Here is a 25,575-nt window from a genome sequence, read left to right as displayed (position 1 = left end):
ATTTGAAAAAATGCTAAAAAACATCCCATTTTTCCCAGGAATACCATTCTACGGAAAAATCAAGAATTCTCTGAAATATCAGGTTGTGCTCCAGCAGGGCGAAGAAGATTGCGGTGCAGCTTGTCTGGCTTCGATCGCTAAATTTTACGGTCAGAATTTTACAATTAGCCGCTTGCGAGAATTGGTCGGTACGGGCCAGCAAGGGACGACTTTGCTGGGCTTGAAACAAGGTGCTGAGGCGATCGGCTTCAATGCTCGATCGGTGCGAGCAGCCGCTGCAATTTTAGACAAGCTCGATGATGCCCCTCTACCGATGATTATTCACTGGAACGGTTATCACTGGGTTGTTTTGTACGGCAAACAGGGCAACAAATATGCGATCGGCGATCCGGCTGTCGGTATGCGCTATGTTTCTAAAGCAGAATTAGCAGCAGCTTGGACTGATTGGCTGTGCTTGCTAGTAGAACCCGATCCGCAACGGTTTTTTGTGGCAGCAGAGGGTCAACCGCCAGCCAATTCCTTACAAAAATGGATGCGCCGGATTGGGATTTACCGCCAGATTTTAATGGAAGCATTTTTGCTGAATGCAGTGTTGGGTTTGCTGTCGATTTCTTCGCCTTTTCTAGTTCAACTGCTCACCGACGACATCCTGGTGCGGGGCGACAGACAACTCCTGGCGAGTGTGGCGATCGCAGTTATAGTTATGAACCTGTTTAGCAGCAGTTTAGGATTGGTACAGTCCAACTTGATCGCTCAGTTCTCCCAGCGTTTAGAGTTGGGATTAGTGATGGAATTCGCGCGCAAATTCCTGCGATTGCCTTTGAGTTTTTACGAAACCAGACGCAGCGGCGAAATTGTCAGTAGATTACAAGATATCCAAGAAATAAATAAATTAGTTTCTCAAGTCGCTATCAGCTTGCCCAGTCAATTTTTTATAGCTATAGTTTCTTTTATTTTTATGCTGTTTTACAGCAAGGAATTGACGCTGGCAGCTACAGTGATTGCTGTGTTAATGACTGCCTCTACAGTGGTGTTTCTGCCAGTTTTGCAGCACAAAACGCGCAGTTTATTTGTGCTGGAAGCAGAAACTCAAGGCGTTTTAGTAGAAACTTTTAAAGGCGCGCTGACTGTCAAAACTACTAGCAGTACCCAGGAACTTTGGGAAGAATTTCAAAGCCGCTTCGGCCGCTTAGCAAATCTCACTTTCCGCACTACGCAAATCGGCATTCTCAACAATATATTTTCCGGTTTTATTGCCTCGGCGGGCAGCATTACTCTGCTGTGGTTGGGCAGCGGTTTGGTGATTGACAAGGTATTGAGTATCGGTCAGTTGCTAGCGTTTATTAGCATGAATCAAAACGTTACTACTTGGGTGACTTCCTTAGTCGGATTTTCGGATGAAATGACTCGCGTCCAGACAGCAACTCAACGGCTTTCTGAAGTCATCGACGCTGAACCGGAAACTAAAAACGATAGTAATAAACCTTTTGTAACCATTCAGGATCGCGACGGTATTGTTTGCAAGGGTGTTAGTTTTCACTACCCCGGCAGACTTGACTTGCTGGAAAATTTTTCCGTCACGTTTCCCGGCGGTCAAGCAATTGCTTTGATCGGCTATTCCGGCTGCGGAAAAAGTACGCTAGCTAAAGTAATTGCTGGTCTGTATCCGCTGCAATCGGGTAATATTAGAATTGGCGGTTACAACTTGCAGGATTTGTCTCTCGACAGTCTGAGACAGCAGGTGGTATTGGTTCCTCAAGAAGCGCATTTTTGGAGCCGTTCGATTCTCGAAAATTTTCGTTTGGGCAGTCCAGATATCAGCTTTGAACAGATTGTGAAAGCGTGTAAAATTGCGGGTGCGGATGAATTTATCAGCCAATTGCCTGATAAATATCAAACAGTTTTAGGGGAGTTTGGAGCGAATATTTCTGGCGGACAAAGACAGAGATTGGCGATCGCCCGCGCCATTCTCAACAACCCGCCCGTATTGATTTTAGACGAATCTACCGCAGGGCTTGACCCCGCAAGCGAAGCGGAAGTTTTAGAACAATTGTTGATGTACCGGCAGGGGAAAACGACGATTTTTATCAGTCACAGACCGCGAGTGATCGATCGCGCCGATTGGATTATCATGTTAGAGCGCGGCAGGTTGAAAGTGCAAGGATCGGCTGCAAAATTGCGATCGATTCCAGGAGACCATTTAGAGTTTTTGCATCCTTAAACAGATTGGTAAATTTGTACGGTGCGTTATTCTAGAACCTACCTTACAAATTTACTAAAAATTGTTTTGATAGCATTTAAGGGCATTTTTAACATTAATCTAGCGGTTTAATGTAGCGATCGCCTTTTATCGTTCCTCCTCAATTTCCAATTCTACTGCTTCTAACTCAGCTTCCAACTGCTCAACAGTTGGCAAACTTCCCTGTAACTGTTCCGGCAAAGCCTCCCGCAATTGATAAGTCGAAACGCCGATCGGTTTATTCATATCCCGCAAAGCATATTCGACAATCTTCTGCTTTTTATTTTTACATAAAATCATCCCAATAGTCGGCATATCATCCCGATGTTTCAGCAAATCATCTACCGCCGAAACGTAAAAACTCATTTTCCCAGAAAACTCCGGCTTAAACGCTTCCACCTTCAAATCAATTACCACAAAACACCGCAAACGTAAATGATAAAACAATAAATCAATATAAAAATCTTCCCCTTCAACCTCCAGATGATACTGACCGAAAGCATCCAGGATACAAGCCCCCGGATTCATCCGTCCAGAAATAAAAAACCTGTATCCGATAAAGGAGCCCCCGAATTGATCCGTGGGGTCAATGCTTCAATTCTTTAATCTAAAATCTCAAATCTAAAATCGCGCAATCGATTGACCGAAAGCATCCAGGATACAAGCCCCCGGATTCATCCGTCCAGAAATAAAAAACCTGTATCCGATAAAGGAGCCCCCGAATTGATCCGTGGGGTCAATGCTTCAATTCTTTAATCTAAAATCTCAAATCTCAAATCTCAAATCGATTGACTGCCCACAAAAGCAAACCCCACCCCCAACTCTAGCAAAAAATCGCGGATGCGATCGATTAAGGCTTTCTCTAATTCTCTCTCTTGTGCTTCTTTGTCTAAACTGATAAAATCAAAATTATAAGGATCTTTCAACAACTGTTGAGCTAATTCAGATTGCGCGTCTGGAAGAGTGCGAGAGAAGTTCGTATCAGCTTTCCCTTGTCGCCGATCCAGCCCGCTTTCTATTTGATGAACTAATACATTTCGACTCCATCCTTCCTCGATAGTTTGGCGAATATACCACTCACGCTCTACGGACTCTTTCACAGCATCCAGAATGCGGAGATTATGCCCCCAAGGAATTTGTGCAACAACCTGTTGCACAAATTGTTCATCCGGGTAAGTTTCCGCAAAACTTCTCATATACTTGAGATTGCGAGGTGAAAAACCCTTCATATCAGGAAAAGCTTTTTGCAAGTCAGCAGCTATATTGTCTATAACTTTTGCTCCCCATCCTCGCTGCTGTTGTCGGTTTAAAATATCCCGTCCAATTTGCCAGTAAAGCAACACTAATTCGCGGTTAACAGAAATTACAGCCCGCATTTGAGCTTGCAAAATACGTGTCTTAAGTTCCCGCATAAAATCATGATAATCTTCTGGAATTGATAAGTTATTCGCCATAAACTCATTCCCGCATATTTTCCAGAACGATCGCCTCTATTTCATCTCACATTTTGCACCATTCTCAAGAACAGGCAAGATGCCTGTTCCACAAAGAGTGATTTTTCTTGTGGGGTGGGCATCCTGCCCGCCCGGTTTTTGTTTGCTATTTTCTACTCGTTAATGTACCCTGCAAACTAGGGCGATCGCCTCTTGATTTTCTAGCACCAAACCGTACTCCAAACCTTCAACAACTGCCTGACAAGAAGCATCCAAAATATTACCAGAAACCCCGACAGTTGTCCAGCGGTCTTGACCGTTACTAAACTCAACCAAGACGCGAGTTTTAGCAGAAGTTCCCGCACCCCCGTCGAGAATCCGCACCTTGTAATCTGTCAGGTAAAAATGCGCGATCGCCGGATAAAAATTCACCAAAGCTTTCCGCAAAGCCGCATCCAAAGCCGAAACCGGGCCGTTTCCTTCCGCAGCTTCCAAAATATTTGTCCCGTTTACTGACAATTTCACCGTTGCCAAAGCCATACAATCTTCGCCAACCTTATCGCAGTGGACTTGAAATCCCTTAATTTCAAACCACGGCGGCCGTTGTTCCAAGGCTTCCCGCATTAACAATTCAAAAGACGCCTCAGCACCCTCAAATTGATATCCCTGGCTTTCCAAATCTTTCAATTTTTCCAGAATTTGGCGGCAAGCAGGATTTTTGCGATCGAGTTCAATGCCAAAAGTCCGAGCCTTCGCCAAAACATTGCTCAAACCAGCTTGATCGGAAATCACAATGCGGCGACAGTTGCCAATTTTTTCTGGTTCCAAGTGTTCGTAAGTCAGCGGATTTTTCTCAACCGCCGATACGTGAATTCCGCCCTTGTGAGCAAAAGCCGAAAGACCGACAAAAGGAGCATGGTCATCGGGAGCAAGATTGACAATTTCGCTGACCGATCGACTTACTTGAGTTAATCTAACTAATTGCTCGTCTTGAATGCAATCATAACCCAACTTGAGCTGAAAATTAGGAATCAACGAACATAAATTAGCATTGCCGCAGCGTTCGCCGTAACCGTTAATAGTTCCCTGTACCATCGTCACTCCTTCCCGCACAGCAGCCAAAGCATTAGCAACCGCAACTCCGGAGTCGTTGTGAGTGTGAACTCCTAACTGTAAAGATTTTTCGCGATTGCTTCCTAAAGCTTCTAGAACCTCGCGAACAACCTGACTAACTTCGTGAGGCAAAGTACCGCCGTTAGTATCGCAAAGCACCAGCCATTCTGCACCGGCATCCGCCGCCGCTTCTAAAGTTTTAATAGCATAATCTCGATTCTGCTTGTAGCCGTCAAACCAGTGTTCGGCATCGTAAATAACGCGCCTTCCCTGACTCCGCAAATATTCAATTGTATCTCGAATCATCGCCAGATTTTCTTCTAGCGTCGTCTTCAAACTTTCAATAACGTGCAAATCCCACGACTTGCCAAACAGCGTCACCCAGCGAGTACCGGCGGATAAAATAGCCTGCAACATTTCATCATTTGCTGCCGTTGTTCCCGGCCGCCTTGTCGAACAAAAAGCGACAACTTCGGCTTGAGTTAGGGGCTGTTCTTTGAGCCGCCAAAAAAATTGTACGTCTTTAGGATTTGCCCCCGGCCAGCCTCCTTCAATAAAGGGAATTCCTAAACAGTCTAATTGCCGAGCAATTCGCAGTTTATCTTCTAGAGATAAGCAGAGTCCTTCGCACTGAGCACCGTCTCGCAGCGTGGTATCGTAGATCCAGAGCCGATTTGTCATGGGAAATTGCGATCGAGAAATTGGTAATATATCACTTACTATATTAGATGGATTTATTTGTAATTAATGCGATAATATATATGAAAATTAACATAAATCTAACCGGGGTAAATTACTGTGGTCAAGGTACAAGCGCAAGGAAAAACATTTGAGTGCGATCGCGAAGCCAATCTCCGTGAAGTTTTGCTCAAAAACGGCATCGATCTTTACAACGGCAACGCCAAAGTCATCAACTGCCACGGCCTCGGCACTTGCGGCACCTGCGCCGTCAACGTCGAGGGCGAAGTTTCCGAGTCCCAGTGGCGCGAAAAAGCCCGACTTTCGGTTCCTCCCCATTCTCCCGCCTCCAACCGCCGCTTGTCATGCCAAACCAAGGTTTTAGGCGATATTAAGGTGACAAAATATGACGGTTTCTGGGGCCAGGGCTCTGAAACTGTCTGGAAACCCCAAGGATAGATTTTTTGTTAAGGAAGGCAGATAGGACGATCGCCTTCCAAGATAATATGTAAGACTTGCGCAAGAATTCTAACTGTAAGGTGCACACGGGGCACCTTACGATAAAGAAAGCCGAGAGGTCAAAAAAGCCAGAAAGTCCATAGAAAAGTTAATGAATTCATCTAAAGATATTCTGATTATTGGCGGCGGAATAATCGGTCTTTCGCTAGCAGTTGAACTTAAATTGCGAGGGGCATCTGTCGCTGTTCTCACAGCCGATTCTAAACAACCGACTGCCCGGGCTGCCGCCGGAATGCTTGCCCCACAAGCCGAACGAATTCCCCCCAGTCCTATGCTGGATTTGTGCTTGCAAAGTCGCGCACTGTATCCCGCCTGGGTGGAACGGCTAGAAGATATTACCGGATTGAAAACGGGATATTGGCGATCGGGAATTCTCGCGCCCGTGTGTCAAAATGAGCCTCAAGAAAAGCCGCTTTTGTCAAACCTTAATTATCAATGGTTGGACAGAGATGCTGTTCACCAGCACCAGTTTGGATTGGGTCAAGAAGTAATGGGCGGTTGGTGGTATCCTGACGACGCTCAAGTTGACAATCGCGCTTTATTTCGGACGCTTCAAGTTGCAAGTAAAGAATTAAAAATTGATATTATTCAAGGCAGTGCCGAGGAAATTATTCGGCAGAAAAACCGAGTTTTTGGAGTGGAAACAACGGCAGGAAAATTAGAAGCTGACCGTTATGTTTTGGCTGCGGGTCCTTGGTCTGAGAAATTATTGGATATTCCTGTTTATCCAATAAAGGGGCAAATGCTGTCAGTATGCGTACCAGAAAATTGTGGAGGAATTCAGCCGCTGCAAACAGTTTTATTCGGGACTGGGATTTATATTGTGCCGCGTCAAGATGGCAGAATTATTATTGGCGCAACTAGCGAAAATGTGGATTTTACCCCTGGAAATACGCCTGCGGGAATGCAAAGTTTGTTAACAGGAGCGATTAAGTTATATCCCGAATTACAAAATTATCCGATTCTGGAGTTTTGGTGGGGATTTAGACCGGCTACTCCTGATGAGTGGCCGATTTTGGGTGCTAGTGTTTGGGCGAATTTGACGCTGGCTGCGGGGCATTATCGGAATGGCATTTTGTTGGCTCCGGTGACGGCTAAATTGTTGGCGGATTTGATTTGCAATCAGAAATCAGATCCGTTATTGGCTGCTTTTCATTATTCGAGGTTTCCTGCATCTTGGAAGTTTGAAAATGGTAAATAGTGAGATTTTTGGCTTTTTTAAAGACGAGGCAGAGCCGGGGAACGAGAAACGAAAGTCAACCAAAAGGATATTTTTTGCTATAATCTAATCAGCACAATAGGGTTTTGTAAGTTATGACTTTCAGTGATGTGGTCGAGACGATCAAGAATCTTTCTACTGACGAAAAGCAAGAGCTTCAACTGTTGTTGAAGCAATATCTCCGGGAAGAACGTCGCGAAGAAATGTATCAAAACTTTAAGTCAGCGCAGATTGAACAACAAAAAGGTGAACTGAAATTTTTCGCTAACATCAATGAACTCAGACTAATGATAGAGGAATAATCGTGGAAGTCAGTTTCAGTTCTTCATTCAAGCGTGCTTTCAAAAAGCGGATCAAAGGCGATGCTGATTTGGAGGCTAGGTTTTGGCAAAAGCTGGAACAGTTCATCAGAGAGCCGTTTGAACCAAGCTTAAAAACTCATAAATTGTCCGGTAGGCTTAAGGAGTTTTGGAGCTTTAGCGTAGATTACGACGAAAGGGTACTTTTCTACTTTACAGAAGACGGAAAAGCCGTGTTTGTAGATTTGGGAAGTCATGATGAAGTATATTAATCGACAGAACAGTTGCTACAGTAATCTGTATCTGTAGGGTGCGCAGTGGGCACCTTACCGCTGTAAGTAGCGCGCCAAACCATTTTTTGGTAAGTCCTGATTAGTTCGCATCCTGTTTTTTGGGTTGGTTCAATTCTCTGCATTTAGCGGCAGCCAAATCGTAAGCATTTTGGTAATCGCTACCGCCTAACATCAAATCGCCGTAATATTCATAAGGTTGATTGCCATAAACTGGCAGCGGGTCGTCTTCTGGATAATCTTCTTTTGATTCTTCTAGGATTGCTTTGAGTTTCTTGACGCTGAAGCGCTGTACAGGGAAGTAATGAATGTCTTGAGCGATTAAACCGAGATGGGGAAAGGTTGGGTCAACAATTCGCTCGTCGAGTTCAATCCAGCTATACTCAATGGGTTTATACGGAGCTCCCGGCACAGCTAAAAATCCTTGAACATAAATTGCCCCCTCGGTAGCTAATGCTGCTTTACAAGCGTTGTCAAAGCAGTTTTTACGGTTGCTTTTGATGCGCGCCGCTATTTCAATAGAAAGCGTCTCATCTAATAGTTCGGTCATAATCCCTTATAGTCGCGTGTGCGATTAGATTGTAGCAAGTTAGAGCTCCGAGCACAAAGAACGATCGCCAGCAAGTGCGATTATTTCTCAAATTCCCGTCTTCAGGAGTAGATACAGAATCAAGCAAAAAGTTGTGGATGTTGTGTCAGCTTTGGTTTCCAGGGCGGGCTGTTTGTCGATCGCCCATATAGCCCGCCAATAAAAAGTTTTTGGGAGTAGCCCAACTTTTGAACCTGCGATCGAGTTGGGCGTAGAGCTTGGAAGGGTAAAGTGTGCCACAGACGATACAAGCAACAATACTGGCTTACATAACCGAACGCCGATCGTGCAACCAACCAATCATATTAATGCCTTCCGGTGCAGCGATTTGTTCGGCTGCTGGCAGGCTTCACAGTTTTTTCTGCAAACAAACCAGAGTTGTGATAACCTCATAAATGTGCAAAAATCGGTTCCAACGAAAAAAAACCGTTGGAAGAAACGGCGAAAGTCCGGCGTAGATCCGGCGCTGTCCCGCAAATGTGATGAGATTATACAGTCTCTTAGTCAGAATGCCCGCCGATCATCGCAAACCTGTTCTTTTTCGTCTACGAGGCATAGATGATGGTTAATTGAGCATTCTCAAAATTAATGTATTATGGCGATCGGTCTATTGACTTAGAAAGATATTGATTTGATTTCACTTATTCCTGATAGATTTTTAGTCAATTAATAGTTTATTCATGACTATGAATACTAGGCTATCGTCCACCAATTGCTAAGCTAATCAGCATTTAAGTTGCACATCAACAAATAATTAAACCATGAGTATGCCATTGCCCCGACGCCGCCCCAAATATGCAATTTAAATGTGCAAGATCTGAATTATTTCACTGTAGTTTGGCCCTACTTTTTGCAAAAAATAATACCCTGTAATGGTCTCAACTCAGTCTCAGTATATTTTCGCTGTCAATACGGTTCCGCATCACTTGCAATTCCTAACTGAATTATCGCTAACAGATTATCTGTAACGACCGTCAAGAGAGGCATCCGCTATCTCAAATTTCCTTCAAATCATTGCGACCTACAATCCCACCGAAGAAATTATTATTCTGCTAACAGGTGGCGGTCAAATAGAAATCGATTTCCTGCAACGATTAGCAATTACTCCTGTCGTTTGTTACGATCGAGTACGTCAACGCTGGAATGAATTTTAGCTTTGCGAGACAACCCAAAGGAGGAGCTAATGAACTCAATGTTATCCGCAGGTTTGTAAAGCATAGGCGGAATTTTAACCGCAATTCACCCAATTACCTGTAACTAAACAATGCCCAATATAGCCACTCTATCCTGATGCTAAGCTAAGCACTTATCCACACACCATAGATATACTGAATGAAAAACGCGATCAAAAAGTCAGATTTTGTACTAGCTCCTTATATGAAGAGCAACAATTTGAAAGCTACTTACCAAATACTCAATACAGTCATTCCTTATACATTTTTATGGTTTTTAGCATTTAAAGCGGCTGCCATTTCTGTATTCCTTCTTCCGCCGATAATGGTGTTGATGACACTTTTTTCAGGACGTTGTTTCTCTTTGATGCACGATTGCGGGCACTATTCTCTTTTTAGTTCCAAAAAAGTCAATCGCATTATGGGTTTTCTGCTAGGTATCATCAATGCGATTCCTCAGTACCCCTGGTCGAGGGGACACGCTTATCACCACAAACATAATGGTAATTGGGATATGTACCGAGGCCCTTCGGCGTTGATATCCACCGAAAAATTTGCGGCGCTAAGTCCATTTAGTCAAAAGATGTATCAGTTGCTCAGACACCCATTGATGCTGTTTCCCGGTGGTTTTTTCTATCTAATTATTAAGCCAAGACTCGCGCTTATCTTGGGAATTACGGGTTTTATCCGACATATCTTTGCTTGTCTCAATCAAGATTTTGGCATGGGTTTATCTGCAATCATTGCTTCTTATAAATCCAAACATTGGTATACGACGGCTGAGTTTTGGGATTTATTGTTGAACAATATTTGTGTTGTGGGTAGCTGGATTTATCTGAGCAACTTACTTGGGTTTGGCTTTTTCTGGAGTGTTTACTCAATTGTCATGACCTGTTCAGCAGCGATATTTATCTGTATTTTCTTTGTTCAGCATAATTTTGACGGTTCCTACGCTCATAAAGCCGAGGGTTGGGACTATCTTCTTGGGGCAATTGAAGGCAGTAGTTACCTAAAATTACCAACTATTCTCAATTGGTTTTCGGCTGATATTGCTTACCACAATATTCATCATCTCTCTGAGCGCATACCTAACTATAATCTTCTGGCTTGTCACAATGCTAATATTCACTTGCTGGCTAATTCAAAATTACTGACTATTCGCGATATTCCTGACTGCTTCCAATTCATTCTTTGGGATGCTGCTTCAGATAGTCTGCAATCGATTAAATTGTTTCAACAACAACAAGAAATCGCCTTCACTAAGGTAGCTAATTAAAATCGAGGGGGCAATAAATTGGGTTGCTTCTTGCTCCCCAAAATCCTATGATATCGTTTCCGGTTGCACCGGAATTATATAGAGGACACGGCTTGGCCTAAGTCCCTACCCGGATTAATTGTAGGGACTTAGGCCAAGCCGTGTCCTGGCGGTGGGTAATATTAATTCCGATGCTACCGGATTTGGTATAACTCAAAGTATCGGTCACTGGTCAATGCAGCAATTCCTCTAATTTTTGCTGGTTCCACAAATACTGATAAAGCCCTGTTTGCCCTACCAATTCAGCGTGAGTGCCGCTCTGAACTATTTCTCCTCTCTCCATCACAAAAATGCGATCGGCAGTGGCCGCCGCTGACATTTGATGCGAGATAAAAATTACTGTTTTGCGATCGGTTCCCGTTGCCAAGTTTTGCAAAATATCGGTAGCAGTTTGATTGTCAACGCTGGAAAGAGCGTCATCCAAAATTAACACCGGGGCGTCAACTAACAAAGCGCGAGCAAGTGCCGTCCGCTGCCGCTGTCCGCCGGATAAAGTAATGCCGCGCTCGCCGACAACTGTTTTGTACTGCTGCGGAAAATTGAGGATTTCGGGGTGAATTTGCGCTTGTTTTGCCGCCGCTTCAATCTCCGGCTGTTCCGCTAAAGGGTTTCCGTAGCGGATGTTATTCTTGATGGTAGTGCCGAACAGAAAACTTTCTTGCGGAACGTAGGCGATCGCCCCGCGCAATTCGGTCAATTTTACCTTGGTAATATCCTGTCCGTCTACAAATAACTGACCCGGATCGATATCGAGCAAGCGTGGCAGCGCATTAGCTAAAGTTGATTTGCCCGAGCCGATCGCGCCAACAATTGCGACAGTTTCTCCCGGTTGTATGGTAAAATCAACATCTTTTAGCGCGGGTATCTTAGCACCGGGATAAGTATAATTTAGATGGCGAGCCGCAATTTCGCCTTTGACTGGAGTCGGCAGTTCAACTGCATCGGCAGCATCCTTAATTTGCGGTTCCACAGTCAGAATTGATTCGATGCGATCGACACTCACTTCTCCCCGCTGGTAAGCAGTAATCGTGAAACCCAACAGCGCCGTCGGAAACACCAAACGCTCGACATAAATCAGCAACGCCACAAAATCGCCAATGCTAATTTGGCCATTAGCAATTGCCCCGCCACCAGCAGAAAGCAGCACCAACAAACTGATGCTTGCCAAACCGCCCAGCAGCGGAAAAAGAAAGTTTCTAGTTTTTGCTAATTCCAAATTAGCTGATAGCAACTGCGCGTTGCAATCGCGAAAAGCTCGGCGTTCGTTTTCTTCTTGAGCGTAGATTTTAATTACGGAAATTCCGCTCATATCCTCCTGAATTAAATCGCTCATCGCCGACAGTTCTTCCTGTACACTTAACTGCTGGATACGCAGTTTGTCGCTAAATAACTGTACCAAAACCAGCATTAAAGGATAAACAGCGATCGCCAACAGCGTCAGCCGTACATTAATCCCCAGCATCACCGGCAAACTCAAAGCATAAGCAAAAGCTGTATTCGCCAAACTGAGCACCGCAAACCCCACCAAGCGCCGAATATTGTCCAAATCGGAAGTAGCGCGGTTAATTAAATCCCCTACCGTATTGGCGGCAAAATAAGACGGTTCTAATGTTAATAAATGATTAAATATTTGCTGTTTGAGGTCAAATTCGACTTGACGCCCCACGCCAAACAGCAAAATCCGCGATGCCATCCGAATCACCCACATAATTGAGGCGAGGAGCAGAATTAATGCCACGTAGTTGAAAACTTGGTCAAATTTAGTCGCAACTTGGAGAGTGTCAACTGCATTCCGAATTAGCAGGGGAATGTAAACGCCCACAGCATTGACAATTAACAGCGAAAAAACGCCCCAGAATGTTGGTTTCCAGTGCGGGCGCATATAAGAGCCGAGTTTTTGCAGTCGAGAATAACGAGCCATGTGTTAGCGGGTAATTTGAGATTAATTGAGGAAAGGAAGAAGGTATTAGTTAGAAGGTAGAAGCCAGAAAAAAAATAATACAAGCTCTATCCGAAGGTAGATGATCGAAGGCAGAAGTTAAGAAATTTTTGAATAAAAATTCTGCTTTGCGATGACGCGCCATAAAAGTTGGGTTTGGGGCCGAACCAAAATTCGATCGATTATGTCACAAACCACATTATATCTGTGGGCACACGAGATCTGTGGATACACGAGATCTCTGAGGACACGGCAGTGCCGTGTCCCTACCTACCCGCTGTGGGGACACGGCAGTGCCGTGTCCTTAGCTACTGGCAACGATCGCCCAAATCTCCAATCCGCCCTCGCAATCCCCCCCAGCATTGGGGCGCGCTACAATCAAAAATTGATCGACTTAGCACTCAGACTCAGAGAGTGCTAAATTTGCTAATGTAAGCGACAGGAGACAAACATGACCAAAATAGTTGCATTTAGCGACAAATCTCGGCGGGCACTAGAACGCGGCGTCAATCAACTCGCCGATGCTGTCCGCATCACCTTGGGCCCGAAAGGTCGGAATGTCCTATTGGAAAAGAAATACGGCGCTCCCCAAATCGTTAACGACGGTATCACCGTTGCTAGGGAGATCGAACTTGAAGATCCCCTGGAAAATGCCGGCGCTCGCTTAATTCAAGAAGTCGCCTCCAAAACTAAAGATATCGCAGGCGACGGCACTACAACCGCAACGGTTATAGCTCAATCCCTGATTCGCGAAGGTTTGAAGAATGTCGCTGCTGGCGCGAACCCAGTCGCGCTGCGCCGAGGGATTGAAAAAACGATCGCCCATTTGGTACTGGAAATCGCAAAATTGGCGAAACCCGTCGAAGGGGCTGCAATTGCTCAGGTCGCCACTGTCTCCGCCGGTAACGACGAAGAAGTCGGCGCCATGATTGCCCAAGCAATGGAAAAAGTCACGAAAGACGGCGTAATTACTGTTGAAGAGTCGAAATCTCTGACAACAGAATTGGAAGTGGTCGAAGGGATGCAGTACGATCGCGGATATCTTTCTCCGTATTTCGTCACTAACGGCGATCGCATGGAAGTTGAGTACGAAAACGCTCGCATCCTGATTACCGACAAAAAAATTAGCTCGATTCAAGAACTAATTCCAGTTCTCGAAAAAATCGCCCGCACCGGTCAACCGCTGCTAATTATCGCCGAAGATATTGAAGGCGAAGCTTTGGCAACTCTGGTAGTCAACAAAGCCCGCGGCGTATTGAACATCGCAGCAACGAAATCTCCTGGTTTTGGCGAGCGACGCAAAGCTATGCTTCAAGATATCGCCGTGCTCACCGGCGGTCAACTGATTTCGGAAGAAGTCGGACTCAGCATCGATACCGCAACCCTAGAAATGCTCGGTACCGCCCGCAAAATTACGATCGACAAAGAAAACACGATCATTGTTTCTGGCGAGGAACACAAAGCTGACGTGCTAAAACGGATCGACCAAATCCGCAAGCAGCTAGAAGCGACGGATTCCGACTACGACAAGGAAAAGCTAACCGAACGCATCGCCAAACTCGCCGGCGGTATCGCTGTAATTAAAGTCGGCGCAGCTACCGAAACCGAGCTCAAAGACCGTAAACTGCGTATTGAAGACGCTCTGAACGCTACTAAAGCTGCTGTGGAAGAAGGTATCGTTGCCGGAGGCGGCACGACGCTACTTCACCTGATTACAAAAATAGATGCGATCAGAAATACTTTAGACAGCGAAGAACAAGTAGGTGCTGACTTGGTTGCTAAAGCTTTGGAAGCTCCTTTGCGTCAAATTGCTGATAATGCCGGCGTTGAAGGTTCCATCGTCATCGAGCGAGTGCGGGCGAGCGAGTTCAACGTTGGCTACAACGCTCTCACCGACGTGTACGAAGATATGATTGCCGCTGGGATTATTGACCCCGCTAAGGTGGTGCGATCGGCTTTGCAAAATGCCGGTTCCATCGCTGGTATGGTTTTGACCACTGAAGCTGTGATTGTCGAAAAACCCGAGAAGAAAAAAGCCGGCGGCGACATGGGCGACATGGGTGGCATGGGCGGCATGGGCGGCATGGGCGGCATGGGCGGCATGGGCGGCATGGGCGGCATGGGCGGCATGGGCATGATGTAGTCTTCAGTCATTAGTCTGTAGTCTGTAGGGTGCGCCATAAGCACCATTGGTGTAAACAAGCGCGTTTTATGTAGTACCGTCTAGTGTTTGACGATTAGGGCAGCTTATCCCCCCGGCGCCCCCCTGATAGTCCGGGGGGACTTGAAGCTATCAAAGTCCCCCTTCTTAAGGGAGATGCAATGGGGATCGGGACTAAGCTAAAAGCGAGAGTTCTCATGAATTTTACGCTTAAGTTGGCACCTATGCAGTGCGCGCCTTACCCGATCGATCAACGAGGATTCTTCCAAGAAACGGCGTCTCCCCCTCTCCCAATCTCCTTTAAGACGACGGAGTTACATTGTTGCTGTGCAAGTCTTGAGGAGATTGAAACAGAGTTTCGAGATAAACTCTCGCAGCTTGGCGATAGCTGCGCGAAGCTTCAGGCGTACCGCTATCGGCATTTTGCAACAAAAACAGCGACAGGGCCGCGCAAAATACTCGGTCTAGATCCCATTCGGGATGGGTTTCCAGGTAAGTTTTGAGAGAATCGTGCAGCGTTTCGGGAATTTCGGCAAAAATACTGACTGTTGGGTTCATCATTTTTTTTAGTCTCGCTAATAAATTGAAAACAGAACCCCCCTTCGGCCGGATACAGGTGCAGGCACAGCCGAAATCAGAGCGCTTTTTTTTAGGTCGGTCGCATCATTGTGCGCTATCAGGGGGTGGGTTTGTCAATGTTGCGAAATATTACAAAGTCCTTTATATAAAAAAAAGGTTTACCAAATAATAAGCTTTTCTGGGCATTTTTTGTTACATATCTTTATGTTTTGCGGGTTTTATGAGGGATTGGGCAGCAAGTTAACGAAATCCCCAATTCCGCAGCAAGATGCTACCGTGCCGTTAATTTCTGTGGAAAACTTAGTCTAATCTGTGGAAAACCTCAGACTTGCCTGTGGAAACGCTGTGGAATGTTTAGGGAAAAGTCATGGAAAAAATAAGAATTGCAAAGGGCATGGGGCATGGGGCATTGTTGACTGTTGACTGTTGACTGTTGACTGTTGATTAATGTTAAGGGCATGGGGCATGGGGCATGGGGCATGGGGCATGGGGCATGGGGCATTGTTGACTGTTGATTAATGTTATTGGTTATTTGTTATTAGCCACTCCAAAGGATTAACAAATGACAAATGACAACTGACAACAGTCAACTTCCTAAGTGCCACTCTGCCGCTTTTTGGCGGATGGTTGCCAATTCTGCAGGCGGCATTTTGTCGAGATTGGCTAAGATAAAGCTCATGCGACCGATCGACTGAAGTTTGTCCCGGTGGCGCGCTAGGAAATCCCAGTAGAAGAAGTTGAAGGGACAGGCATTTTCGCCGGATCGCACTGTGCGATCGAATTTGCACCCCCGACAATAATCGCTCATTTTATTGATGTAATTGGCAGAAGCAGCATAGGGCTTCGACGCCAACACACCGCCGTCAGCAAACAAACCCATGCCCAGCACATTAGTCTGCATTACCCAGTCGTAGGCATCAACAAACGCACTGTGGAACCACTTTTCTAGCTCCTGGGGCGAGATTCCCGCAATTAGACCAAAATTGCTCAAAATCATCAACCGCTGGATATGGTGCCCGTAACCGCTGACTTCGACTTGAGTTAAAACTTGGCGCAAACAGTTCATATCTGTTTTGCTAGCGTCCCAAAAAAACTCCGGCAGCGGCTGAGTGTGGTTGAACCAATTCTTCTCAAAATAATCAGCATCCACGTAAAAATACACACCGCGAATGTATTCTCGCCAGCCCAGAATTTGGCGGATAAAACCTTCGACGCTGTTTAAATTTAAGTTTTTTTCAAGGTAAGCTGTTTCGGCAGCTTGAATAACTTCAAAAGGATGCAGCAAGCCTATATTGAGATACGGAGAAAGTAGGGAATGCCACATTGTTTCCTCCCCCGTTACCATTGCATCTTGATAAGGACCAAAAGCGGGGAGACACTGTTCGATGAAATTATCTAATACTTGCAGTGCTTGCTCTCGTGTAACCGCCCAGCGAAAAGGTTCAATGTTTCCGTAAGTTGGGAAAGATAGAGATTTAACTTGTGCGATAACTTCTTGAGTTATGGCATCCGGTTCAAACCAGAGAGGTTTCGGTGTATCCAGTTTTCCTTTGGGTGGCTGACGATTTTCTTTGTCAAAATTCCACTGGCCTCCGACAGGCTTATTCCCATCCATTAAAACTTGGAAACGCTGGCGGCTGGCTCGATAGAAGTCTTCCATTAACAAACGTTTGCGGCTTGACGCCCAATCTTTGAATTCTGTTTCTGTCCAGAGGAATTGATTGTTTGGAATCAGGGTTGTTTTGCAGGGGAGTTGCAAGTTTTGAATGAGCTGTAAAAAAGGTCGATCGTTGGGAGCCATCACCCGCAATTCGGTGATATTGTGAGCTTGTATCCAAGCTTTGAGAGGTGTTTCAAAGTCGCCCGATGTTTTGTAAGTGACTTGGCCGCCGCCGCCCCGCAATTCTTCAGCGAAGTGCCGCATTGCCGACCAAATTAATACTAATTTTTGTCGGTGGTAGCGGCGCTGTTGAACGTGCTGCCAAGATTCAATTAAAATTACGGGTAGGGAAGAGTTATCATCTGTGCGGTTTAGAGCAGCTTGGTTCTGCCAAAGTTGATCGCCTAATATCCAAACGCCAACAGTCATTTTACTTTTTTTACCCTAAAAATTATATTTTACTTTTCCTGAGCGCTGGTTGTCTATTCCGACAACTTAATGGGATGAAAAGTCACCACTCAAAACTTATGATTTTTCCGCTTCTCCCGAGAAATTACTAGAGCATAACATTGATTTCCAAAGATAGGGACACCGACCAGCAAATTTAAATTTTATGTCGGTGTATCCTTCAGATGTTAATAACTTGGTCAGCGTCTTTACTGAAAAAAATTTAATGTGACCGTTATCCCAAAGTACGGTAAAATGTTTATCTAGTTTGCCAGAAATAGCTAACGCCAGGTTTTTTAAATAGCCGTGATAGGGTGTGGAAATAATTAGCCTTCCTCCCGGCTTGAGGCATTTTTTTGCAGCTTTTGCTAGTTCTTTAGGATAAAGCAAGTGTTCGATTACTTCAATGGCTAAGACAACATCAAATGAGTGCAGCATATCGGTATCTGGGAGGTCGTAAATATCTGCTTGGATAAACTGACTGTCGGGGAAACTTTGACAGGAGATGGCAATTCCGTGTGCAGAAGTGTCAACGCCGACAACTTCGCAGCCGTGCTCTGCGATGACGTGACTGAGGCTGCCATTGCCGCAGCCGAGATCCAAAACTCGGAGCTGTGTCTTGCTGGCCTCCTGAAGTGTCGCCAGCATTTCTAAAAGGGGAGATATCAAATAAGCGTGATGATATCTGGGACGGTTGTTTGTGTAATAATACGTATAATTGCTAAAGTTTTTTTTCATCGATTAAGCTATGGAAATTATTGCCGAGACCGCCAATTTACGGAGCGTGGGTGTACTGTTTGGGCAAACGTTCGCCAGCTTAGGGTTGTCAGAGTCTATCTGCAGCTCGATGATCTCATTCTTTTTGTTTGACAGGTGAATTGTTGTCACCGAATCAATCGGATGTCAAAAGAAATCTTTCACAGGGTGCAAAATCTCGAATCGCCCATTCCATCGCCCATCTCTCGCCCATCTCTCGAAGGCATTCGGAAAGAAAAAGTCCGATCGAGCAAAAATTCTCTCCGTACACTAGCCGGAAACCGAACTTTTTGCCTCTTAACTTTGGCCGAGTCCATCCCTGCGATTCTAGCTTCAAACAACTGCGGTATGTCCAGGCGAGGCTTTTTTGCAGCCTGAAAAATCTGCCCTGGGGCGATCGGGTGCAAGTCGATCCGAGAAGTGAGGAGGGATGTGTGACCGAAATCACAGGCATTTGCCAAACAAATTGCTGAGCATCTTTAAGTCCACACACTTAGAATCGAGATTACTACAAGTGGCTTCTATAATTGTGTTTAAATGTTGTTCGGAAGCTGTGTTGTCCCGTCAGCAGAGCACCCTAGACAGATTGGCGCTTTGGGTCTGGTTTATTTCACTTTAATGGTCGCTGTTGGGTGTTGCACCTTAAGTTAGATATGTCCTATGGTTAAGTTAGGTCAATCCTCCTTTCGCCGTATTTTACTGTCGCGGATTTTGTTGCTCAGCGTACCTGTTCTACTGGTGGGGGAGTATGTTACCTATCGCAAGGCACGCTCGACGCTTCTGGAAACTGCTCGTCAAAATTTGACAGAAAGTGCAGTCAGAAAAGCAGAAACTATTGAACAGTGGGCGAAATCGCTGAATTCGAATCTGATCGGCGCTTCGGAAAGCTCGATGTTGCAGTCTGTAAATCCGAAGGATTATCAAAAGTTTATCGCGCAATTAGGGCAGCGGTTGCCAGCGCAGGTTGATTGCTTGCAATTGACTAATTTAAAGACAAATCAAGTCATAGCAAGCACTTGCGGGCAGCAGCCGATTCAGTCGCTGCCGGCTAAATTTTGGCCGCCAGTACAGCAGCAGCAGACGCTGCTGGACGACAAGAGCGTTTACATCAGTCTGTCGTTGCCTCAGCAGCCACAGGGGAAAGCAAACGACCAGAAGGTGGCTTTGGGTGCTGAGGATTTTCCAGAGGCGGGTAAAGAAGGCCGCGATAGCCAAGTGAGTTTGGTGTTGAGCGCTCCTGTTTACATTCGTCGGGGCAATAGCCTGCAGTTGAGTTATGCTTTGAGTTTGCAGTCGGCCCTGCCCGTGCAAACCAGCGCTCCCAAGGGTTCTCTAGCCGGCTATACGGTGGCGATCGACCAAGATGGGACGATTTTGGCGCACCCGAATATCAACCGCGTGGGCCGCAATATCGCCCAAGAGGCAGATGCCGATCGACTAAAAAGTATTGTCAGAAGGGCGATCGCCGGCGGACAAGCTTTTCTCCACCTATTTTCCTTTGAAAGAAATGGTGTAGAGTTGCTAGCAGGATACGCTGCTATCCCGAGTCCTTCAACTAAACAGGAGAACAGCAAGTGGATTATTCTAGCTGTCTCTCGTTTAGATTACGCTCTGTCAGGTTTGGAAGAAATTCAGCAAGTTTTATTTAATTTAATTGTAGGTTTGGTTGCTGCTAGTATCATCGCGACTTTATATCTGTCTCGCGACTTGGCGCGTCCTCTGGAAAAACTGAGAGACTACGCGCTGAAAGTTGATACGGAAGCGTCGCAGGCAGTGCCGCAAAATTTCCAAATTAGGGAATTCAATCAACTATCAGAAGCGCTCAACAGCATGGTGCAGCGCCTCAGATCCTGGGCCAGAGAATTGGAAGTGGCAACCAAGGAAGCGCAAGTTGCCAATCAGTTAAAAAATGAATTTTTGGGCAATATTTCTCACGAATTGAGAACGCCGCTCAACGGGATTATTGGTTTTATTCAAATTGTTCGGGACGGCTACTGCGATGACAGAGATGAAGAGATGGAGTTCTTACAGCGGGCCCACGACTCGTCTATGCAATTGCTAAATATTATTAATGATATTTTGGACATTGCTAAAATAGAAGCCGGTACCTTCTCCATGATGTTAGAAGTAGTTGATATTACTCAGGTACTTGAAGACGCGATTGATTTGCAAGCTCCTCAAATGGAGGAAAAAGGTTTGAAGTTAAGTTTGCCCGAACCTCACGAGCCGATTATTGTTCATGCCGACCCGGAGAAGCTAAAACAGGTGTTTTTGAACGTTTTGAGCAATGCCATTAAGTTTACAGAGTCGGGCAGCATTAATATATCTGTGCGGCTAGAATCGAGGAAGAATTCTGCTAGTTTTAACGGCAGTGCGGAAAGTACGACTGGCCACAGCAGTCAAAGCGATTGGGTGGTGGTGACAATTAAAGATACGGGAATTGGTATCGATCCCGAGCAGCAGCAGAAATTGTTTCAACCTTTTGTGATGGCTGATGGTTCTACAACTCGCAGGTTTGGCGGTAACGGTTTGGGCTTGGCTATCTCCCGAAGGATAATGGAATCTATGATCGGAAGCATTACCCTGCACAGCGCGGGTGTGAATCAAGGTACTACGGTGATGATTTCTTTGCCTGTGAATCAGCAGTCAAGTTTTTATTATCATAGCGAGGACTTGGTAACGGAAAATGGAAATTTCAAAAGTTGATGAGTGATTTTCCCAATCTAAAATCTAAAATCTAAAATGGTATTAGGGGCTGTCCGCCGAGTTCGAGGGATTTGCTCAAAGTGCTGAGAATGCGGATTAATTCGACGGAGGCGGAGCCGGATGAGGTAGGACAGGGGGTATTAGTTTGCACGCAGTTGAGGAAGCGATCGCACACTCGCTGTAGCGGTTCTGCCGATTCTAAATTCAAGACTTCGCGGTGTCTGAGGCCCGTTGGCTGCGGTGCGATCCTCTTCGAGGGCTTCGCTAACGCACTTTCACAAGAGTTATTATCTTCGTCTCCCCAATCTGAATTGCCGCGCTGCACAATCAGGGGAGTTTCTGGCGACATTTCATCAAAAATCAAGGTTCCCAAACTGCCAACAACTGTTAAGCGCCGTTGTTTGTCGGGATTTAGCCAGCACAGGTGAATAAATGCTTGAAATCCGTCGGGATAGGTGAGGGTTACCCAAACTAAATCTGCTAGTCCTTCTGCAGGATTAACAGTCAGCAGTGAAGGAGGAAATTGATTTTCTATTTCTGTTGCTGCTTCTTTATTTATTCCCTCTTCTTTCTTCCCTCGAACCTCTTGTTTCTTGCTTGTTCCTTCTTGCTTCGGAAACACAGTGCCGATCGCGCTTACTTGAATTGGGGTTTGTTCCAGCCAAGTATTGAAAATAGCGATATCGTGAACAGCCAAGTCCCAAAGGGCATCAACGTCATGGCGAACCGGTTCAAAATGGGTGCGCTGGGCGTAACCGTAGCGCAATTTTCCGAGTTGATGCTGTTGAATAATTCTTTGGCCTCGATCGACTGCTGGATGAAACAGATAAGTGTGGTCAACGAAGAGTTGCCGCTGGTGTTTTTCGGCTAATTGGCAGAGTTCTATGGCTTCAGTGAGGTTGAGGGCGAGAGGTTTTTCTGCTAAGACGTGGTAGCCTTGTTTCAGCGCTGCTGCTGCGAGGGTGTAGTGTGTGGAAGCTGGAGTGGCGATCGCCACAGCTTCCAGTCCCGGCAATGCTTGCACTTGAGACCAATCGGCAGCTAGAATCACCGAGGCATCGAGATTAAACTGTTTTTGGACGGCCGCCAATGAATCGAGATTCGGGTCTACTACCGCTAAAACTTGGCTGTTGGGATGTTTGATAAAGTTGCGAATTAGGTTAACTCCCCAGCGGCCTGCACCCAATACAGCAATTCCGATTTTCATTGATTATAATTTCAAAAATCGCACATTAACTATAGCATATTTTGTTATTATTATCTATGTTTTAACTCAAAAAAATCACTGTTGACTGTTGGCAGTAGTTATTGGTTATTGGTTATTGGTAGCAGCTAACAAATAACCAATAACAAATAACTGATAACTACTGCCAACTGACTACTGACTACTGACTACTGACTACCAACTAATTTATTGAAAGCTGCCTGAGCCGCTGCTTGTTCGGCTGCTTTGATCGATCGACCTTTTCCCTCTGCTACCAACTTTCCCTGAATGAGAACTTCTGCGGTAAAACGATCCTCTCCGCCCTGCACTGTCCCGGTTTCTTGCACGCTATATTTGGGCAAGGTTTTGTATTTGCCTTGAGTCAATTCTTGGAGAGCAGCTTTGTAGTTTTGGCGGGCCGGATCGCTGCGGATTTCTGTCGCTAAGCGTTGAAAGTGACAATCTAGCCAAGGGCGAATTAATTCTAAGCTCTGGGTACTCAAATAAAGCGCAGCCAGTAACGCTTCCAAAGCATCGGCCAGTCGGGGTTCAGCGCCTGTTTTGTCCGAGGCGGCGCTGGTGGAAACAATTAAATATCGATCGAACCCGTAACTTTCAGCGATTTTAGCAAGAATGCGATCGCTCACCAAGATCGATCGAATAGCAGCAAATTCCCCCACTGTACAGTCGGGATAAATCTCAAACAACAATTCCGACGCCGCCAGCCGCACAACTGCATCCCCGACAAACTCTAGTTGCTCGTAATTTGCCTTAGCTGACGCGCTCGCATGAGTTAAAGCTAAATCGAGGAGATGCCATTTTATCGAAGCATCCTTCGGCAGTCCCAATTTTTGAATTAATGTTTCAAGTTGCTTTTGGCGACCCGGATAAATCATACCATTTTAGATGTTAGATTTTAGATTTTATAATTGCGAATGACGGATGAATATCCGGGCTTGGAGCTTGTCTAAAGTTCCATTCTTTTTTGAAAATGGTATCAGATTCATATCACTAAAAAGCTTTTGATTAAAAAACTAAATAGTCCTCCGGGTGCTTGTAGTCCGCTCTGTCAAGGTGGTCAAGAAGTGCCTCAAACGCTCGAAATCTCTGCTTCTGGCGATCGAGAAATTTTCTTCATTTGATTAACCATTAGCAATAAATAACATTTCAATAATAAAGCTCAACGGTTACGATGACGCAAACACGTTAACTACACCTTGACAAGTCTGGCCATAAGCACCTTACCCAAAATTGGGTGGGGAAAAAGTCGGACATAAGCCGGGTTCTGTTCTCTCAACTGCAAGCAGTTTTCGAGGGCAGTTATCTATCTGGGACGCCTGTTACCAGACGCCTCAAGCGGTACCAAAAAACAGAACTGGTAAAAAACCAACCATAGTCCCTCCGACCTTGCTCCCAACTGGGGTTTACCGAGCCAGCACCTCTCGATGCTGCTGGTGCGCTCTTACCGCACCTTTGCACCCTTACCCCCTAAGACTTTGCGATTTTTGATGCTCGATTTTTGATGCAATCTCAAATTTCAAATCTCAAATCTCAAATCGGGGGGCGGTATCTTTCTGTGGCACTATCCTCACGATCGCTCGCACTGGGCGTTACCCAGCAAGTTTGGTTTTTCGGGAGCCCGGACTTTCCTCAGACAAGCTTTCGCTAATCCGCAACCGCCTGCGCCTACTTTTTCCCCAGATTTATTGTACGCGATCGTTCGCCAATCAATTTGGGATTTGAGATTTACGATTTTAAGTTGTCCCCCACTTAATTTGGACATTTGTGTTTATTCAAACTCTTGTGCGGTGGTCACGAACGCCCGCCCAACAATTAAATTGCCATGCAAATCCCCTTAAATCGCCTCACGGATAAATCTGGAAACTTAAAATTTTTGGATTGATGACACGGCTTCAACTAGGGGCAGAAAACCTTTTTACCTAACAGGATTTTGAATTATTCACTCCCCTATCCCCAATCTCAAATCTCACATTTCAAATCCGGTTACTTGGTTGAGTCATCTTTCACAGTAGAAAAGTTTTCAAACCAGCCGCGCCGCCAGAAGAAGTAAATTAAAGCCGAGGCGATCGCTAGCATCAGTGCCCAACAAAGCGGATAGCCAAAATACCAATTCAGTTCCGGCATATTCAAAGGCGATTTCTCTGTATCGAAATTCATCCCGTATACTCCCGCCACAAAAGTTAGAGGAATAAAGATACTAGAAATCACTGTCAGCAGTTTCATGATTTCATTCATTTTATTGCCCACAGATGACAGATAAACATCCATTAAACCCGAAGACAACTCTCGATAGGTTTCCACCATATCCATCACCTGCACCGTGTGATCGTAACAGTCGCGCAGGTAAATTCGCACTTCTGGACTAATCAAATCACTGCTATCTCGAATCAAAACATTAATTGCATCCCGCTGCGGCCAAATGGCGCGGCGCAGCGTCAGCAATTCTCGCCGAATTTTATAAATTTTTTCCAGAGTTCTGCGGGTGGGGTTAACCACCACTTCATCCTCTAGTTCTTCAATGCGCTCTCCGTACATTTCTAATACTGGGAAGAATCCATCTATAATCGAATCTAACAGAGTATAAGCCAGATAATCTGCTCCGTGTTTGCGAATAATTCCTTGTCCTTTACGAATGCGATCGCGCACGGGATCAAAACAATCATAGTCCGGTTCTTCCTGAACAGTTAGCAGGTAATGTTTACCCAAAAGCAAACTAACTTGTTCTTTGTGAAAACTATCCGAATTAGGCTTAATCATCACCATCCAGGCAATGATTAAAATATGATTTTCGTAATCTACAACTTTAGGGCGCTGGGGTACATTAACCACATCTTCTTGAGCCACAAGATGCAAATCAAACACTTCGCCCATTTGACGCCAAGTTTCTTGATTTCCCAATCCCAACATATCAACCCAAGAAACAGATGCTGTATCTAAATACGCAGCAGCTTCTTGAGGATTTTCCAAGTTGGTGCGCTTAGCTGCCGTGTCGCAATAGTCAATTAATACAATCTCGGGAGGCGGCGCATCGAGTGGTAAGTCGAGAGTTCCCGGCGGAGACCCCGGAACGTCATAAAAATAGTCAACGTAGGAATCATCATCATCATCTTCTTCTTTAATTGGTTTTGCAACTGCACTAGAAGTATGTATGCTTTTGTATACCATGCTAATATTCCTGACTTTGAGAACCTTTAATTAGATTATCATTTTTCTCGTGCCACTACCAATTACCAATT

20 protein-coding genes, 1 other RNA gene and 1 riboswitch are annotated in these 25,575 nt (G+C 45.3%); of the genes, 8 read left to right on the top strand and 13 right to left on the bottom strand.

What is annotated here, in order from left to right:
• The first annotated feature begins 10 nt into the window (after nucleotides 1-10).
• The gene (locus QUA78_RS07860) at nucleotides 11-2,221 is read left to right on the top strand and encodes a peptidase domain-containing ABC transporter (protein WP_333398709.1); all 2,211 of its coding nucleotides are present in this window, start codon (nucleotides 11-13) and stop codon (nucleotides 2,219-2,221) included.
• A gap of 126 nt (nucleotides 2,222-2,347) precedes the next feature.
• Here the strand turns inward: QUA78_RS07860 and QUA78_RS07855 are convergent, their stop codons facing one another.
• The 3 genes from QUA78_RS07855 to cimA all read right to left on the bottom strand — a co-directional run bounded on the left by QUA78_RS07855 (nucleotide 2,348) and on the right by cimA (nucleotide 5,466).
• Nucleotides 2,348-2,767: a PDDEXK nuclease domain-containing protein gene (locus QUA78_RS07855; protein ID WP_333398708.1), complete on the bottom strand. Its 420-nt coding sequence runs from the start codon at nucleotides 2,765-2,767 to the stop codon at nucleotides 2,348-2,350.
• A gap of 251 nt (nucleotides 2,768-3,018) precedes the next feature.
• Nucleotides 3,019-3,693, bottom strand: coding sequence for a PDDEXK nuclease domain-containing protein (locus QUA78_RS07850; protein WP_333304327.1), 675 nt, complete (start codon nucleotides 3,691-3,693; stop codon nucleotides 3,019-3,021).
• 159 nt (nucleotides 3,694-3,852) lie between these two features.
• Nucleotides 3,853-5,466, bottom strand: a complete 1,614-nt coding sequence (gene cimA / locus QUA78_RS07845; protein WP_333304326.1) for a citramalate synthase — start codon at nucleotides 5,464-5,466, stop codon at nucleotides 3,853-3,855.
• Between the two features lie 117 nt (nucleotides 5,467-5,583).
• On the opposite strand from cimA, the gene QUA78_RS07840 reads away from it, so the two are divergent.
• From QUA78_RS07840 to QUA78_RS07825, 4 genes are all read left to right on the top strand, one after another.
• Nucleotides 5,584-5,922 carry a 2Fe-2S iron-sulfur cluster-binding protein gene (locus QUA78_RS07840; RefSeq protein ID WP_333304325.1) on the top strand — a complete coding sequence of 113 codons (339 nt, stop codon included), beginning with the start codon at nucleotides 5,584-5,586 and terminating at the stop codon, nucleotides 5,920-5,922.
• A gap of 151 nt (nucleotides 5,923-6,073) precedes the next feature.
• A complete protein-coding gene (gene thiO, locus QUA78_RS07835; protein ID WP_333304324.1) occupies nucleotides 6,074-7,183 on the top strand; it encodes a glycine oxidase ThiO in 1,110 nt (369 codons plus the stop codon).
• 113 nt (nucleotides 7,184-7,296) lie between these two features.
• The gene (locus QUA78_RS07830; RefSeq protein WP_333189676.1) at nucleotides 7,297-7,503 is read left to right on the top strand and encodes a hypothetical protein; all 207 of its coding nucleotides are present in this window, start codon (nucleotides 7,297-7,299) and stop codon (nucleotides 7,501-7,503) included.
• A gap of 2 nt (nucleotides 7,504-7,505) precedes the next feature.
• The gene (locus QUA78_RS07825) at nucleotides 7,506-7,772 is read left to right on the top strand and encodes a type II toxin-antitoxin system YafQ family toxin (RefSeq protein WP_333200466.1); all 267 of its coding nucleotides are present in this window, start codon (nucleotides 7,506-7,508) and stop codon (nucleotides 7,770-7,772) included.
• 100 nt (nucleotides 7,773-7,872) lie between these two features.
• On the opposite strand, the gene QUA78_RS07820 is transcribed toward QUA78_RS07825, so the two are convergent.
• Nucleotides 7,873-8,340 (bottom strand): hypothetical protein, encoded by a 468-nt coding sequence (locus QUA78_RS07820; RefSeq protein WP_333189678.1) that lies wholly within the window; start codon nucleotides 8,338-8,340, stop codon nucleotides 7,873-7,875.
• A 429-nt stretch (nucleotides 8,341-8,769) separates the two neighbouring features.
• Nucleotides 8,770-8,914: riboswitch (cobalamin riboswitch) on the top strand.
• 797 nt (nucleotides 8,915-9,711) lie between these two features.
• Here QUA78_RS07820 and QUA78_RS07815 point away from each other — a divergent pair.
• Nucleotides 9,712-10,827 (top strand): fatty acid desaturase, encoded by a 1,116-nt coding sequence (locus QUA78_RS07815; protein ID WP_333304323.1) that lies wholly within the window; start codon nucleotides 9,712-9,714, stop codon nucleotides 10,825-10,827.
• Nucleotides 10,828-11,038: 211 nt separating this feature from the next.
• On the opposite strand, the gene QUA78_RS07810 is transcribed toward QUA78_RS07815, so the two are convergent.
• Nucleotides 11,039-12,787 carry an ABC transporter ATP-binding protein gene (locus QUA78_RS07810; RefSeq protein ID WP_333304322.1) on the bottom strand — a complete coding sequence of 583 codons (1,749 nt, stop codon included), beginning with the start codon at nucleotides 12,785-12,787 and terminating at the stop codon, nucleotides 11,039-11,041.
• 469 nt (nucleotides 12,788-13,256) lie between these two features.
• Here QUA78_RS07810 and groL point away from each other — a divergent pair, with 469 nt between their 5' ends.
• Nucleotides 13,257-14,948 (top strand): chaperonin GroEL, encoded by a 1,692-nt coding sequence (groL, locus tag QUA78_RS07805; RefSeq protein WP_333304321.1) that lies wholly within the window; start codon nucleotides 13,257-13,259, stop codon nucleotides 14,946-14,948.
• A gap of 318 nt (nucleotides 14,949-15,266) precedes the next feature.
• Here the strand turns inward: groL and QUA78_RS07800 are convergent, their stop codons facing one another.
• The 4 genes from QUA78_RS07800 to QUA78_RS07785 all read right to left on the bottom strand — a co-directional run bounded on the left by QUA78_RS07800 (nucleotide 15,267) and on the right by QUA78_RS07785 (nucleotide 18,869).
• Nucleotides 15,267-15,524, bottom strand: a complete 258-nt coding sequence (locus QUA78_RS07800; RefSeq protein WP_050813024.1) for a DUF2811 domain-containing protein — start codon at nucleotides 15,522-15,524, stop codon at nucleotides 15,267-15,269.
• A gap of 607 nt (nucleotides 15,525-16,131) precedes the next feature.
• On the bottom strand, nucleotides 16,132-17,634 hold the full coding sequence (locus QUA78_RS07795) for a cryptochrome/photolyase family protein (RefSeq protein WP_333304320.1): 1,503 nt from the start codon (nucleotides 17,632-17,634) through the stop codon (nucleotides 16,132-16,134).
• Nucleotides 17,635-17,730: 96 nt separating this feature from the next.
• Nucleotides 17,731-18,390 (bottom strand): class I SAM-dependent methyltransferase, encoded by a 660-nt coding sequence (locus QUA78_RS07790; RefSeq protein WP_333304319.1) that lies wholly within the window; start codon nucleotides 18,388-18,390, stop codon nucleotides 17,731-17,733.
• Between the two features lie 179 nt (nucleotides 18,391-18,569).
• A complete protein-coding gene (locus QUA78_RS07785) occupies nucleotides 18,570-18,869 on the bottom strand; it encodes a hypothetical protein (RefSeq protein ID WP_333304318.1) in 300 nt (99 codons plus the stop codon).
• Between the two features lie 199 nt (nucleotides 18,870-19,068).
• Between QUA78_RS07785 and QUA78_RS07780 the strand changes: the two genes are divergently transcribed.
• A complete protein-coding gene (locus QUA78_RS07780; protein WP_333304317.1) occupies nucleotides 19,069-21,114 on the top strand; it encodes an ATP-binding protein in 2,046 nt (681 codons plus the stop codon).
• Between the two features lie 31 nt (nucleotides 21,115-21,145).
• Here the strand turns inward: QUA78_RS07780 and QUA78_RS07775 are convergent, their stop codons facing one another.
• The 4 genes from QUA78_RS07775 to corA form a co-directional block, all read right to left on the bottom strand.
• Complete coding sequence (locus QUA78_RS07775; protein ID WP_333398707.1) at nucleotides 21,146-22,321, bottom strand: Gfo/Idh/MocA family oxidoreductase; 1,176 nt, start codon at nucleotides 22,319-22,321, stop codon at nucleotides 21,146-21,148.
• A gap of 185 nt (nucleotides 22,322-22,506) precedes the next feature.
• On the bottom strand, nucleotides 22,507-23,214 hold the full coding sequence (gene rnc / locus QUA78_RS07770) for a ribonuclease III (protein WP_333303867.1): 708 nt from the start codon (nucleotides 23,212-23,214) through the stop codon (nucleotides 22,507-22,509).
• Between the two features lie 363 nt (nucleotides 23,215-23,577).
• An RNA gene (gene rnpB / locus QUA78_RS07765) (RNase P RNA component class A) lies at nucleotides 23,578-24,011 on the bottom strand.
• A 311-nt stretch (nucleotides 24,012-24,322) separates the two neighbouring features.
• Entirely contained in the window at nucleotides 24,323-25,504 is a 1,182-nt protein-coding gene (gene corA / locus QUA78_RS07760) for a magnesium/cobalt transporter CorA (protein WP_333303866.1), read from the bottom strand.
• Nucleotides 25,505-25,575: the final 71 nt, after the last annotated feature.

Origin of the sequence: Microcoleus sp. K4-B3, assembly GCF_036704615.1 — a bacterium.
In the GTDB taxonomy this organism is placed as follows: Bacteria; Cyanobacteriota; Cyanobacteriia; order Cyanobacteriales; family Microcoleaceae; genus Microcoleus.
Note: the sequence above shows the minus strand (reverse complement) of the source record. Positions and strands in the feature narration are given on the sequence as shown.